This is a genomic window from Acinetobacter bouvetii, from assembly GCF_902753875.1.
Taxonomy (GTDB): Bacteria; Pseudomonadota; Gammaproteobacteria; order Pseudomonadales; family Moraxellaceae; genus Acinetobacter; species Acinetobacter bouvetii_A.
This window is the reverse complement of sequence record NZ_CADDTS010000019.1, coordinates 12,642-27,063: the sequence shown is the minus strand read 5'-3', so window position 1 is coordinate 27,063 and position 14,422 is coordinate 12,642. Positions and strand designations below refer to the sequence as shown.

General features: G+C 39.3%; 14 protein-coding genes. 5 read left to right on the top strand and 9 right to left on the bottom strand.

Annotated elements, in window-relative coordinates; genetic code table 11:
* Positions 1 to 8: 8 nt before the first annotated feature.
* Positions 9 to 1,253: an OprD family outer membrane porin gene (locus FB6_RS04875; protein WP_174558921.1), complete on the top strand. Its 1,245-nt coding sequence runs from the start codon at positions 9 to 11 to the stop codon at positions 1,251 to 1,253.
* Positions 1,254 to 1,399: 146 nt separating this feature from the next.
* Here the strand turns inward: FB6_RS04875 and FB6_RS04870 are convergent, their stop codons facing one another.
* Positions 1,400 to 1,942, bottom strand: a complete 543-nt coding sequence (locus FB6_RS04870; RefSeq protein WP_174558920.1) for a serine O-acetyltransferase — start codon at positions 1,940 to 1,942, stop codon at positions 1,400 to 1,402.
* Positions 1,943 to 2,508: 566 nt separating this feature from the next.
* Here FB6_RS04870 and FB6_RS04865 point away from each other — a divergent pair.
* Positions 2,509 to 2,730, top strand: coding sequence for a hypothetical protein (locus FB6_RS04865; RefSeq protein ID WP_174558919.1), 222 nt, complete (start codon positions 2,509 to 2,511; stop codon positions 2,728 to 2,730).
* 126 nt (positions 2,731 to 2,856) lie between these two features.
* On the opposite strand, the gene FB6_RS04860 is transcribed toward FB6_RS04865, so the two are convergent.
* The 4 genes from FB6_RS04860 to FB6_RS04845 all read right to left on the bottom strand — a co-directional run bounded on the left by FB6_RS04860 (position 2,857) and on the right by FB6_RS04845 (position 5,389).
* Positions 2,857 to 3,207: a hypothetical protein gene (locus FB6_RS04860; RefSeq protein WP_174558937.1), complete on the bottom strand. Its 351-nt coding sequence runs from the start codon at positions 3,205 to 3,207 to the stop codon at positions 2,857 to 2,859.
* A 215-nt stretch (positions 3,208 to 3,422) separates the two neighbouring features.
* On the bottom strand, positions 3,423 to 4,052 hold the full coding sequence (locus FB6_RS04855; RefSeq protein ID WP_174558918.1) for a hypothetical protein: 630 nt from the start codon (positions 4,050 to 4,052) through the stop codon (positions 3,423 to 3,425).
* An 86-nt stretch (positions 4,053 to 4,138) separates the two neighbouring features.
* Positions 4,139 to 4,837, bottom strand: coding sequence for a putative quorum-sensing-regulated virulence factor (locus FB6_RS04850; protein WP_174558917.1), 699 nt, complete (start codon positions 4,835 to 4,837; stop codon positions 4,139 to 4,141).
* 105 nt (positions 4,838 to 4,942) lie between these two features.
* On the bottom strand, positions 4,943 to 5,389 hold the full coding sequence (locus tag FB6_RS04845; RefSeq protein WP_174558916.1) for a hypothetical protein: 447 nt from the start codon (positions 5,387 to 5,389) through the stop codon (positions 4,943 to 4,945).
* A 199-nt stretch (positions 5,390 to 5,588) separates the two neighbouring features.
* Here FB6_RS04845 and FB6_RS04840 point away from each other — a divergent pair, with 199 nt between their 5' ends.
* Together FB6_RS04840 and glyA are read left to right on the top strand one after the other, a co-directional pair.
* The gene (locus tag FB6_RS04840) at positions 5,589 to 6,851 is read left to right on the top strand and encodes an alpha/beta fold hydrolase (protein ID WP_438819955.1); all 1,263 of its coding nucleotides are present in this window, start codon (positions 5,589 to 5,591) and stop codon (positions 6,849 to 6,851) included.
* A 154-nt stretch (positions 6,852 to 7,005) separates the two neighbouring features.
* On the top strand, positions 7,006 to 8,262 hold the full coding sequence (gene glyA, locus FB6_RS04835; RefSeq protein ID WP_174558915.1) for a serine hydroxymethyltransferase: 1,257 nt from the start codon (positions 7,006 to 7,008) through the stop codon (positions 8,260 to 8,262).
* A gap of 42 nt (positions 8,263 to 8,304) precedes the next feature.
* Here glyA and FB6_RS04830 read toward each other — a convergent pair whose 3' ends face one another.
* The gene (locus tag FB6_RS04830) at positions 8,305 to 9,900 is read right to left on the bottom strand and encodes a hypothetical protein (RefSeq protein ID WP_174558914.1); all 1,596 of its coding nucleotides are present in this window, start codon (positions 9,898 to 9,900) and stop codon (positions 8,305 to 8,307) included.
* Positions 9,901 to 10,025: 125 nt separating this feature from the next.
* On the opposite strand from FB6_RS04830, the gene rnk reads away from it, so the two are divergent.
* A complete protein-coding gene (rnk, locus tag FB6_RS04825; protein ID WP_174558913.1) occupies positions 10,026 to 10,430 on the top strand; it encodes a nucleoside diphosphate kinase regulator in 405 nt (134 codons plus the stop codon).
* Between the two features lie 333 nt (positions 10,431 to 10,763).
* Here rnk and slyD read toward each other — a convergent pair whose 3' ends face one another.
* From slyD to FB6_RS04810, 3 genes are all read right to left on the bottom strand, one after another.
* Positions 10,764 to 11,246, bottom strand: a complete 483-nt coding sequence (slyD, locus tag FB6_RS04820) for a peptidylprolyl isomerase (RefSeq protein ID WP_092819263.1) — start codon at positions 11,244 to 11,246, stop codon at positions 10,764 to 10,766.
* Between the two features lie 134 nt (positions 11,247 to 11,380).
* Complete coding sequence (locus tag FB6_RS04815) at positions 11,381 to 12,664, bottom strand: NAD(P)/FAD-dependent oxidoreductase (RefSeq protein ID WP_174558912.1); 1,284 nt, start codon at positions 12,662 to 12,664, stop codon at positions 11,381 to 11,383.
* A 387-nt stretch (positions 12,665 to 13,051) separates the two neighbouring features.
* Positions 13,052 to 14,362, bottom strand: coding sequence for a D-alanyl-D-alanine carboxypeptidase PBP6B (locus FB6_RS04810; RefSeq protein ID WP_174558911.1), 1,311 nt, complete (start codon positions 14,360 to 14,362; stop codon positions 13,052 to 13,054).
* Between the last annotated feature and the right edge of the window lie 60 nt (positions 14,363 to 14,422).

Below are 14,422 nucleotides of genomic sequence, written 5' to 3'. Positions count from 1 at the left end.
GGAATATTATGGATATTAAATTAAAACCGCTTTTAGCAATTATGCTTGGAAATATGGCGTTATGTAATGCTGTACATGCAGAGAGCAATGAAAACCAATTTAAATTAGTGTTAAAAAATGCATTCATTGAACGCAATTTTGATCATGAAAACATTAAAGATTCAGGCAGCTGGTCACAAGGTATTTCAGGTTTTTATCAGTCTAAATATATTCCTACTGTGTTAACTGTTGCAGAAAAACCGATTGAAATAGGCATGGATGCTTCACTTCAGTACGCTTTACGTTTAAGTGATGACCGTCATATAGATGATACGGTTTTACCTTTTAATACCAATACACAAACTCAAGACCGTAATTTCTTGAAATATGGTGGAACCCTTAAACTCAAATACGATACGACTGAATTCAAAGTGGGTGAATTGTTTCTGGATTTACCGATTACTTCAGTCGATACCAGTCGTCAATTAATCAGTTCATATTGGGGTGGTCAAATAAAGTCTAAAGTGACCGATCAACTGCAACTAGAGCTGGGTCGTATTACTCAAGTTTCTCCACGTTATGAAGAAGGTTTCCATGAGTTTTCAGTGACAAAAAACGGAGTGAAACAATATTCGGATGGTCTTAATTATCTTGATTTAAAATATGATGTTTCGCCCAAGCTGAAGGCAGAGTACTACTATGGCAATTTAGAAGATTTATACGATAAACACTATTTAGGTTTAGAATATTCTTGGAAAAATGAATATTTAAAATCTCAAACCCGTTTGAAGTATTTTAGATCACAAGATTCTGGCGAGGCTAAAGCTGGAGAAATTGATAACCATAATATTGGGTTATTGGAAAATGTTTCTGTGGGTAATCATAGCGTAGGATTGGGCTACCAACAGATTTTTGGCGATACCGGCTATCCTTTACCTGATGGATTCTTGCCAGAACTGTATTTCATTAACTGGAATACCACTGGATTCTTCAAAAAAGATGAAAAATCGGTACATTTTTTATATGGATATGATTTTAAAGACTACGTACCGGGTTTAAATACAATGGTCAAATACGTTTATGGTACAGATTTTAAAGATGCCCAAGGACGAGATAATCATGAATCAGAAACCAACTTTATTTTAACTTATGATATACAAAATCCAAAATTAAAAGGCTTGTCATTCAGATGGTTATATGTGAATTATGATGTCGAACATGGTAATTCTTTTCAGGAAAATCGTGTACTCACAACATATACCAAGAAATTCTAAGCAGCGTTTATAAGAAATTAAGTCAATAAAAAATCTCAGTATGATCACTGAGATTTTTTATAAACAAATTTTCTTGGACTTTTTAGCTACACTATTTTTAGATTCTATCTATTCATAAATATTATTCTACAACTATTTTGACTTGATCAATTTTGAATCGGCCAGCGACGATTGACCGACGTCCCGGCATTATTATAATGAATCACTTTGGCATAGTTGCCGACAGCAGTTGCATTTTCTGGAATATCTTTGGTGACCACGCTACCTGCACCAATGGTGGCATTATTGCCTATATGCACATTGTCGATAATACAAACATTCGGTCCAATATAGACATTGTCACCAATGATGGCTGCCTGAGCACCACCGTTGGCACCAATAGTCGTATATTGAGAAAGATTGACATTGTTGCCAATGATCGTGGTGGGATTGACCACTAAGGGGCCGCCGTGACCAATGTAGAGTCCATAGCCAATTTTTGTGCTGCAGTGAATATCGATGCCGTATTTTTTCTTTTTATAATAAAAAATTGGATAGGCGAACTTTGCAATTATTGAATTCGAAGCGGCAAGACGCATCCAAACACTGAAGTTGAAGCCACGATTAAAAAAATAATTTTTAAGCAATGAACTGAATTTGGTATTGCCACAATATCGATATAAGTCGCTTAAAATTAATTGCACTAACATTGAGTCAGACTCGTCAAAAATACTGGGTCATTTTACTCGATTCATTGAAATAATCATGAGTATTTGATGTGGCTTAGCATGATGAATGAAATTTATAAAATATCAATTGTATTTTTTTTACTCAATTGTTTGAGAGTGTCAACGGCACTTGCCAATAAAAAAATATCCCCTTATATTAAAAATACAGTAGGTCGTTGAAGACGCTACAAAGAGGTTGGACGGATCAATGACAGCTCGTTGAGTTTATAACCTTAGGGTTAAAACAAGAAATCAGCACTAGCCTTCCAACATTAAAGCCCGCAGTAATGCGGGCTTTCCTATTTTAGATCAAAAAAAACTATTGCTCATTGAACATCCCGAAATACTAATTTTTATGTGGTCTACATGACATCATCAAGACATGGATTGCGGCTCGGTTTTTAAATTTGGCCCTTTAAATTAAAGTAAATGTGACGTATTGATTTATAAAAAATTACATTGCCAAAAAATCTAACATCTCTAAATTATCGATAAATAAAACTTATGCTATAAAAAGATTGGCTAAATAAATTTAAGCAGAGGACAACATGAAGCAAATGATCGAGGTGAAAGTCAAAGACCAGTTTAGCAATATTCATGCAGTGCAAGCCTTGTTGCGTGTTATTCCGGAACACTCTGAATTGCATAAACTTTCATTATTCCAAAAAATCGAACATATTGTGGTGAACGGTGAAATTATTCGACCGAGTATTGAGCTGCTTTTTGAAAGCCGTACCTCCGACAGTATTTATCGGGTAATTGAAGAATAAAATTAATTGAATAGTGAAATATTTAAATGCTTAGACTGATTTAAGGTGGGTTTTTAGGATCAAAAAAATCATTGATTCATCAATGAGATTAAAAAAAGCCCACCGAAGTGAGCCAAGGGCTAAAACCTAAACAAAATTGACTTCTACATCATATTTTTCAAATTCTTGAATGATACTCTGGATGACTTTTATACCCATCTCATCAGCACAGTTTAAGATTTCATCTTTGCCTTGAAAGCTGTCATAGCAGACAATTTGCTGAATCAGCCAGCGATTTTCGATCTCGCTCTGCTGGATAACGACGCGAATCGGTTGCAGGTTTTCACTGACTTGACGGGGCAATACACTGGTAATGGCCAGTTGAACATCACTCTTTTCATCTTGAGGACTTAAAAAAGTCAGCACCCAGTTGCCTACTTTTTTTAAGTACACGGGATTGTCTGCTGGATGAAATTCTAAATAATGGAATGCTGTCATCATGAATTCCCCTGAAATATATACTATATGGGGCTTTGAGCTGATATTTGCCATGCAGCGAAGGTCGTATTCAGTTTAAAACTGTAGCTGTAATTAGCATCAATTTTCAATGTGCTTAATCTAATCTTATTGTTTTATAAGCATAAAAATTTATAAGGTCAAAAGGCTTAAGACCTTAAATAAATCACGAAACAGAAAAAAACTCTTAAGTGGAATTAACTGATAAGTTTTTGTAGAGAAAAGTTAATTTGATTTAAATAGCTGTTTAAATCCTTAGGAGCTAGACGACTTTCCTGTAGAGCAGTAATCCATTGCATTTGACACAGTTTTAAACTGCGTAAATCATTGGCAGCCAGTATGCGATTAATCAACTGCTTAGCCATTAAACCACAATGCCGTTGTAGCAATTGAGCCATGAACTGTTTGACCTGTTCAAAATCCAGTACTTCGAGCGTAGTTTGCATTTCATTTGAAGCTAATACCTGTGGAACAGCTGTTTCTGTTGTTATAGCCAGTGAGCTACTTGACGTGTTAATGGATTCAGCAAACTGATCTTGAACGGGGGGAGCGCTTTGTAAAGGTAAGTGGGTTTCAATTTCTGTATCAAGCAGATGAGGTGAAGTTTCTGACAGAATATGTGGTATAGCCGGACAGTGAATCAATCCCATCTCGATCAATTGTTCGAGTAATTCGGGTGGGGCAATACGACGTTTAAACTGCTCGGAAAGCAGATCAAAATCATCAGTGCCAATCAGCAGTAACAAGCGGCGTTGACGGGCATTCAGATTAAGTGAACGTTGCTTTAGACTTTGAATGCCCAAATCTGTTTTTTGATATTGATCCATGCCTTAATGGCTTCCCCGTTAAATTAAGGCAAATTGTAAATAGAGAAAATGACAATATTATTTAAATAATATTACAAATCAAAAGATTATAGGGTGACAATGCTGGCTTTTTCCAGAGCTTTGCGTAAATAGGGATCCAAATCTTCTTGGCGCAGCAGCCACTGCATATAATCGGCAGGCAAATCGGCAATGGCCGTACCGCGGTGTTTACCAAAATTAATGCTGCGTGGAATACGTGCATCTTCAGATGCCAGATAAAGTTCTTCAATGTTTTGAATATTTAAATGATGAATTTCGTGCATCAAAATATTGGCCGTTAAAATAATATCCATATCAGCACGATGTGCTTTCTTAATCATCTCGCGGGCTTTTTCACTGCCTTTACTAATCATATAAATGAGTGCGGAAATATTATGCGCTTCAGCATCTGGCCAAACCAAACGCGCAAGGGCAAGGGTACAAATCGCTTTAATCTTGCTGGTATCTACACCACATTTTTCAATAGCGCGAATGTCATAGTCAATATTGTGACCAATAATATAGGTGGTGTCATCGGGAAGGCTAAAGCTGGTGTAATGTGGTTGACCGACCAGCTCAGATTCCAAAATATGATGCACCGCCATGGCCGCATAAGAAATTGGTTCATCGACACTATAGAGTTGGTCAAAAATTTGACTTTTATCTAAGGTAAGTTTGCTGTCATGGATTTGCACCGGTGCATAAGCAATCTCAATCGGTTGTCCATTTAAGGTATGGGTTTCGGTATCGAGAATAATTGCTTGCATGACTGGGCCATCACCGTTGCGAGAGTTTGCATGAATTTAACATTTTCAAAGATGCTGACACAAACGGAAAAACATTGACTTTGTGGCATTCATTGCCATTTATGCTTATTTCTGCGTAGAGATGATGCTTAAATAGTCTTGTTTTAATTCATCGCTCGAAATTAAACCTTTATAAAGATATAAGGGTAGTCCATCCTCCTGATCAATCAATTTCATGGCTTGAGTACCATCGCGGTATTCAAATATTGCACATGGCATATAATCGCGGTCTAAAATGATAAAGCGTGTTTGTTTGATCGCAATTTCGTGATGGGTAAAGGTCTGTTTGAGTAGCCGTAAAAATACGCTTTGATTTCGGTTTAACTGATTCAGTTCACGAATTCGGTCACTATCAGTTTGATGATGGCTTTTGAGCAGCAATTTTTGCTGATAAGTATTTGCAGCAGGCATACTTTTATAAATGACTTTTGTAGAATGGGTATTGGCTTTTAATCCACGAACAAAATAGCCCAATACAAAACCTAAAACTAAGAAAATCAAGGTGGCCCACATGTGTATGTCCGAAATTTTATATTGTTAAAAAATGTAATTTTATAGTTGAAATTATAAATTAAATCAAAATGTTATGAAAATAAAATAAATTAAGATTGAATAGAATGATCAATGGCACTGAAACGACTTGAACTTATTGAAATTCCATGCGATTAATCCAAAGGAATGACTTTAAAACAACAAATAGAAGGAACAAGGGATGATGAACCAACTTAAGTTAACGGTATTGGTCAGTAGTACACTCTTTCTCGTCGCGTGCGGAGGAGGAAGTGATGGCAATTCTACATTTATTATTGATGATGGGATTCCGAAAAATAATATTGCTGAGCCTGTTGTAAAAACTCAGGCCTATATTGATGCTGATGCAATTGCTAATGCCTTTTTAGATACGGTAAGTGCCAATAAAACATTGATGACCTATAAAATGCTTGGTGTGAATGGGACAGAAACTCAAGCGACGGCTTTGCTCTTTACACCTAAAACGCCAAAACCAGCAGGAGGGTGGCCAATTGTGGCGTGGGCGCATGGTACTACAGGGGTTGCTGATGCATGTGCTCCGAGCCAACAAGGCTTAAAAGGTAATGAATATTTTATTGCAAAACTTTTGGCAGCGGGTTACGCGGTAGTCGCGCCTGATTATGAAGGTTTGGGTGAACCGAGTGGTAAAGAGTTGCATCCATTCTTAAATTTAAAAAGTGAAGCCTATTCCATTACCGATGCTGTTGTTGCAGCGCGTAAAAATTTAGGTAATACAACAGAGCAACGATGGGCAACGGTTGGACATTCACAAGGCGGGCAGGCAGCATTAGGGGCTGCACAATATGCCTCCCGAGCTCAGCTAACATATAAAGGTACAGTTGCTGTTGCACCTGCATCTTATTTAAGTATGATTTTAAAAGGCGGCGAGCAAAAAGCCGCAGCTGAATCTGACTTAAACACTAAGATTAGTATTCTTGCGCCTTTAGATACCTTTACAGCACTGATTACTGCTGGATTAAGAAACCCGCATCCGGCTTTGAAATATAGTGAAGTATTTGCATCACCGACTGATCTGGTTGCGGCTGAGGCGGAAAGCATTTGTTATGATGTGCTGGGTCAGAATCTGTATGGCGCAATGATGAAATTTAAAACCCAAAATGGGACTTTAGATAATTATCCACGCACTCAGCCAAATTTCATGACGAGTGTTAAAGTGGTTCAGCAGTTTTTAACCACAGATTCACAGCCGCTGCAGACTGCAGTGACAACTCCAATATTTATTTATCAAGGTTCAGATGATGATACTGTGCCAAAAGGCGCTACCGATTTACTGGTAAGCGTCGCTGCAGGTAAAGGCACTAAAATTAATTATGTGACGGATGCGGATAATACAATCACGCCAAAATGGACACATGCAACGGTATATACCAACAATTTGGATGAATTTGTTAAAGATATAAAATCTATCATGCCAATTCAATAATTTGATTTAAACAAAAAGCTCATCTTTCTGACGAAGATGAGCTTTTTTTATTAAAAACTGAGCAAACATCTTAGTCAAAATTTATAAACTTCATGCTACAATACGCGCCAATCTTAGCACGGCTTAAAAGCCCTAATTTAATAGGACCTCGCTAATGTTTGCCAATATCTCTATTGCTGAATTTGATCCGGAAATCGCTCAAGCAATCGCTAACGAAGATGCTCGCCAAGAAGCGCACATCGAGTTAATTGCTTCTGAAAACTATTGCTCACCAGCAGTGATGGAAGCTCAAGGATCAAAACTGACTAACAAATATGCGGAAGGCTACCCAGGCAAACGCTATTACGGCGGCTGCGAATATGTAGACGTTATTGAACAATTGGCAATTGACCGTGCTAAAGAACTTTTTGGTGCCGATTATGCTAACGTTCAACCGCATGCCGGTTCTCAAGCGAACTCTGCTGTTTACTTAGCGCTTCTTAACCCGGGCGACACAGTTTTGGGTATGAGCTTGGCTCACGGTGGTCATTTGACTCACGGTGCGAAAGTTAGCTTCTCTGGTAAAACATATAACGCAATTCAGTACGGTTTGAACCCAGAAACTGGTGAAATCGATTACGAAGAAGTTGAACGTTTGGCAGAAGAGCACAAACCACGCATGATCGTTGCTGGTTTCTCTGCATATAGCCAAGTTGTAGATTGGCAGCGTTTCCGTGACATCGCGGACAAAGTTGGCGCTTACCTATTTGTAGATATGGCACACGTTGCTGGTCTTGTTGCTGCTGGCGTTTACCCAAGCCCAGTTCAAATTGCTGACGTAACAACAACAACGACTCACAAAACTCTTCGTGGCCCACGTTCAGGTTTAATCCTTGCGAAAGCAAACGAAGAAATCGAGAAAAAATTACAATCAGCTGTATTCCCAGGTAACCAAGGTGGTCCTTTGGTTCACGCTGTAGCTGCTAAAGCAATTTGCTTTAAAGAAGCAATGGCACCTGAATACAAAACTTACCAACAACAAGTGGTTAAGAACGCTCAAGCAATGGCTGAAGTTCTAATCGCTCGTGGTTATGACGTAGTATCTGGTGGTACTGAAAACCACTTGTTCCTATTGTCTTTAATCAAACAAGGCGATATCACTGGTAAAGAAGCTGATGCATGGTTAGGTGCGGCGCACATTACTGTGAACAAAAACTCTGTACCTAACGATCCACGTTCTCCATTCGTTACTTCTGGTATCCGTATCGGTACTCCAGCTGTAACAACTCGTGGTTTTGGTGAAGCTGAAGTACGTGACCTTGCAGGCTGGATCGCTGATATCCTTGATGCGAAAGGTGACGAAGCTGTAATTAACGCTGTAAAAGCGAAAGTAGAGGTTGTTTGCGCTAAATTCCCTGTTTACGCAAAATAAGTTTTTGATTTAGAAAAAAGCTCCCGTCATCGGGAGCTTTTTTTATGCATTTTCAGAGAAACCAGATGGATAAGGATGTTTTTCAGGTTTGTAATGGTGTTTCCACACTTTACGTTCATCAGGCAGGACGGATTCATAATCTTCAATGCCTGCAAAAAAAGCATGCATCTGATTTAAAATTTGAGGCATCTGCTGTTGCGTTACGAGATCAGAGGCACTGACATAAGGCTGAATAATTTCAAAGCCTTGATAATGGAAGATAGGGAAGAAAGGAACTACCAAATGCAGGTTGATCGCATGTTCACCATAATTACGGATATGTAACGAAATAGCATCTGTCCGAAGGTGTGGCAGACAGGCATACATTTCATAGGCCAATACATTATAGGGGTGATTGGCAGGATTTTGTTCCAACTCTTTTAATCCAGGATCTGGACCTTCTAGATGTGCATAAAATGTTTGTCCAGCCGGAAACGTTGTTGGGGTGATATTATCTTCGGCATTATAACGTGGTAGAACACCATGAATTTTCTGAAAAACAAAACCAAGTAGAAAACCAGCTTGATGCAGAGCTTGATTAATTGGCGATTCTTTCTGAGCAGTATTCGAAGTTTGCTTTACAGCATATATTGGAGGGCGTGTTACAAGGAGTTCTTGAATAATGCCTTTTGCATATTGAAGTGATGAGGTTTGAATCACTGATGAAAACAAGAAATCCGTAATATGACCCGTAGTAAAGTATATACGGTCGTGAATTTGTGCGACACGAAGAGTAACTAATTCAGTCGGAACTTCATTATTTACAATACGACTGACTTGCTGCGGAGTTAGCCATCGCAAAGCACATCCAGCGTGTTGTGCGATTACACGACCTAAATAGCCACTTAAATATAAAATAAAATAGAAATTTGATTGTTCTGATAAAAATGCTTGAGGTGAGACAATATAATTTTGGCGTAACTCACGCATTAATTCATCTAAACGATCTAAGCTTTTCAGACTATAATCTAGATCAGATATACGCACCAAATTTTCAAAGTTGATCCCACAGCTAAACGGAATACTATTTTGATACATATGCTGGATTGCATGCATTTCTTCAGCAACTTTATTTTGATTGGCTGCAGTTACCACAAGCAATTGTAATAATTCGGTTTCAAGCTGCTGACTGATTGTGCGCTCAGGTTGAGCTTGTTTAAATTGCTGCTGAACAATGAGTAAGGGAAATAAAACCTTATGGGGAAGTTCAATAGCGACATCATACACAAACGAAGTAGGTAGGGTGTTTAATTGAGGAAATTTTTCAGCTAAATCCTCACGATTCAGCCATTTCTCGGTTTGCCCACTTTTTATGGCGAGAAATGAACCAACATGACTAGCCAGCAATTTTAATGTGTCTATTTGAGCTGGGTTGGATTGCTCATTGATCTCTAAACTACCGACCTGTTTTTTGAAAGCCTCAAACATTTGATCCAATCGTTTAAAGCTTGTAAAAGATCCATCTAAATCAACAGTTTTTAGTGCAGATGCAATATAAAATTTATGCTGATGCTCAGGGGAGTGAAAGCGTTGTCGAAATTGTTGCATGTATTCAGTTGAGCTGAGTAATGTTTTTTCCAAAATTATGTTATTGGTCATAGCGTTGTAGTTTTGAATGAAGTTATGGTTATTAATCGCTATACTAACAATGAAATATTAAATCGTATATCTGATAAAGAAAAATTTTTTAAAAATATACTGATAAAACAGCAGGATAAATTGTTATGAATAAACCCACTATTATTATTTCAAAGCAAGATCTGGAACGTTTAGAAACCATGCTGGAGCATCAATCTAAAATCACTCCAACCATGCAACACCTTGAAGATGAACTTGCGCGTGCAGAAGTGGTTGCACCAAAAGATGTTCCTGCAAATGTGGTGACCATGAATGCACGTGTGCTGATTACCATTGCACCTGCGAGTGAACCGACCACTATTACTCTGGTATATCCGCATGACTTTATGGGTGAGAAAGGGCAGGTGAATGTACTGGCACCCGTTGGAGCAGCAATTTTAGGATTAACGGAAGGGCAGGAAATAGAATGGCCACAGCCGGATGGTCATTTAATGAAAGTCAAAATTGAAAAAGTGCTGTATCAGCCGGAACGTGAAGGTGATTATCTATAATTTTTTACAGCATCTGTTTAAATCAATTATTTCCGTTGTATGAATAGTCTTGATCTATCCAGCCATCGCTCCAAATGGCTTTTTTATGTCAATCTGAAACTGATTTTAAAAGATGATTTCTTAGATCAAAATCTTCACTTTGAAATGACATCTGTATTTTTTGAGATTTATATTTTTGTCGAATAGATAGAAGGCAGCTGGTTAGATATTTTTATATCGGTTCAGAAATTCAAGCAGTAAGGCATTAGCAAAAGTATAAATCTTAAAAACAGCTGGCTTTAAGCAATAAAAAAGGCAAAGTAAATACTTTGCCTTTTATGACCGGAACCGATCTTAGTGGTGATGACCACCCGCACCGTGTACGTGACCGTGTTCTAATTCTTCAGCAGAAGCTGCACGAATTTCAACGATTTCAACTTCGAAAGTCAAATCTTGACCAGCAAGTGGGAAGTTTGCATCTACAACAACATTGTCGCCTTCAACAGCTTTAACAGTGACGATTTGAACACCATCATCAGTTTGAGCTTGGAATTGCATACCAGGTTGGATGTTATCTACACCTTGGAACATTTGTGCAGGAACTTCTTGTACTAGGTCAGGGTTGTATTCGCCATAACCTTCAGCAGCAGGAACGTTTACAGTGAATTTTTCACCAACAGTTTTGCCTTCTAAAGCATTTTCTAAACCAGGGATGATGTTACCTGCACCGTGCAAATATGCAAGTGGTTCACCTTGTGATTGGTCGAGAGTTTCGCCTTCTGCGTTAGTCAACGTGTAGTGGAAAGAAACCACGAGGTCATTTGCAATAGCAGTCATGTTATTGATCCATTCAATTTTTTAAGGGTACATCATAAAGTGAAAAGCAGGTTTTGTAGACTAGATTTATCAAAAATCTGCATTTTTCAGGTTTTTATGACATTTTGTTAATAATAGGGACGGTTTTTAAAATTTCAATGCAATTTTATCTTTGGACCGGTTTTTCTTGTCACAAAATCCTTAACCGTCAACAGCCCTGCATGCGTATAACCATGAATCGCAGCTTGATGCAGCCGATATAAAGACACATACATGGTTTTTGCCAGAAATCCTTGCACATTCACTTGCCCGAGTAATTCTCCAACAGCTTTATGATGGCTTAATGACACCAGTGAACCTTTGTCGGAAAATTTGAACATGGGCTGAGGCTTGCCTTGAACCCGAGCCTTCATGGCATCGACCAGAAAACTGGCTTGCTGGCTGGCCACTTGGGCACGCGGACCGAGCACCGGTTCATCCGCGACAGGCTGACAATGCGCACAGTCTCCAAAGGCAAACACATTCGGGTCAGACAGGGTTTGCAGCGTGGCATACACTTTTAGACGGTGAATGTTGTCTTTTTCAAAGCTGTTTAACTGTGCCAGTACCGCCGGTGCTTTAATACCGGCTGCCCAGACTTTCAGGTCTGAATCAATGGATGATCCATCTGCAAAGTAAATCTTGTCAGCATCAACTTTGGCCACCCGATGCTGGGTCAATACCTGAATGCCAAATTGCTCAAGTTGATGCTGCGTATGCCCGGCCACGGTTTCTGAAAGTGCAGGCAAAATCCGTTTAGCGGCTTCAATCAGCGTGATCTTGACCTGTTGCGGGTCAATTTTATTTAAACCATATTTAAAAAAACTCTGTTTGGCTTCGGCCAGTTCAGCAGCCAGCTCAACGCCGGTAGCACCTGCACCCACAATAGCAATGTTCAATTTACGGCTATGATCATGGTTTTGTGCGGCCAGATATAAATGCAGTAAATCTTGTTGAAACACATCTGCTTGCTTGCGGTTATCAAGGAAATGGCAATACTGTTTCACGCCCTCAGTATTAAAATCGTTGGATGTTGAGCCGATGCTAATAATCAGGGTGTCGTAATCTAAACGCAGGGTGTTTTGAGCTTGAGCATATTTGGATGGTTCAGTTTCAAGAATGACTTGTTTGCTGTCTGAGTCGATATCGATAAAACGGCCCAAAACAAACTGATAATGATGTTTGGAGGCATGGGCAAAATAATTGGTTTCTTCAGCGTGAGGGTTGAGGCTACCGGCTGCAATTTCATGGAGCAGCGGTTTCCAGATATGAGTCAGTTTCTGGTCGACTAAAGTGATTTGTGCTTTATTCGTTTTACCTAAAGCACTGCCCAGTTGAGTGGCCAGTTCCAGTCCACCTGCGCCACCACCAATAATTACGATTTTATGAAGAGTACTCATTTTTAACCTGTTTATTATTTTAAAGACGAAAAAAAAGATGGTATTAGGGTCTGTTGACATTTCATAAATGGCTTGCGTTGTAGGCTAAAATTGAACAGACAAGGAAGGAAATGCAAAAAATGGTGGTTCCATTTTCAAGTTTCATGACGAAGTCTGTGATAATTTTAGCCACAACCCTTCGGGACTAGAGTATTTTTTGACGCTACGTCGTTGTGAACTACGCATTTAGAATGACTAAATTTTGTATTTCACGCCTTGTATCGCCTAAAAATACTCGCAGTCGCAAACATAGATGAAGTATCAACAGACCCGAATATGCCATCTTCAATGTATTGCTTCGGTTGAAATTGTTATACAACTTACATAATTTAAAGAAATGTCACCTAATTAGCCTAGAGGATAAGTTTTGACTTTAACTTCATCACTGGAGAAAAAAGAAAAAAGCTGTTTAAACCAGATCGCGATTTTCTGGAAAAAATTGGCTTCTTCAATCTGCACATCATCTTCAATGGCAATGGTTCGAATCAACTGATTGTTCTGATAGACCTGTACCGTAGCCAGTTGCATAACTTTGGCCAAAGGGGCAGTCAGTAACTGTTCATTAATTTTCACATTTAAGTGGGTCTTGGTTTCCTGTAAAGGTTCAATGGCTTGAATGGTGCCATTACCGGTATTCAGCATAATCCGCTGATTGACCGTGTCGTAAGCTTTCAGGTCAATGGCGTAAGGTTGTTCATATAAAGAAGTGGTCACAATTTGCGGTTGTTTGGTTTCCAGCTTAAACATTTTTAGAGTGGATTTGATTACCGGTAATTCGGCAATCAGTTGTTTATCTTTAATGGCCACTTCGTTGCGGGTATAGGTATAAGCCATGTCCAAGAGGGTATGCGCCACTTCAGCACGTTTTAAGGCATTTTTGGTGCCCATAACCACCACAATCAGGCGACGTTCCGGTAATGCCGGATTTCCAGTCGGTCGGTGTGCGGTCAATGCCAGGTTATAACCGGCCGCTTTGGTAAAGCCGGTTTTTAAACCATCTACACTTGGATCGAATTTGAGTGCCAGATTGGTTGCACGGTGAAAGCGTTGGTTAAAGCTGAAACTTGGCATTACTGAATAGTGCAGATATTCAGGGGTTTGAATCGTTAATGCCTGTCCCAGGAGTGCCATATCATGCGCAGAGGAAAAATGATCCGGCATGGTCACACCTGGTGCATTGGCAAAATGCGTATCCTTCATTCCCAAAGCTTGGGCTTCTTTATTCATGCGTGCAATGAAAGCCGGAACAGTACCGGAAATTCGTTCTGCTAAAGTCACCGCAGCATCATTGGCTGACATCACCACCAAGCCTGCCAATAACTGATCGACTGAAATCTGTTGTCCTTCTTTAAGGAACATCTGTGATTCATCCCACTGCACCATTTTGACCACAGGTGTAGCGGTGATGATTTCATCTTTCTTTAAATGTCCTGCTTGAATTTCTTTGAGTGCAATGTATGCAACCATCATTTTGGTCATGGATGCCGGAGCACGTTGTTCATGACTGTTATGCTCTGCAATAACTTGGCCTGATTGGGTATCCAGAATGGTCCACGCCGGGGCTTCGACACTTTCAGGAACAAGGTTCAGTAATGCGGCATTGACTAGCGTGGAGCACAATAAACTGAGTGATGCGAGGAGGTAGATGACAGCTTTCAATGATCTTCCTTAGTGGCCAATCCGTTGGCATTCAAAATGCAAAAAATATGAGGCATGCTA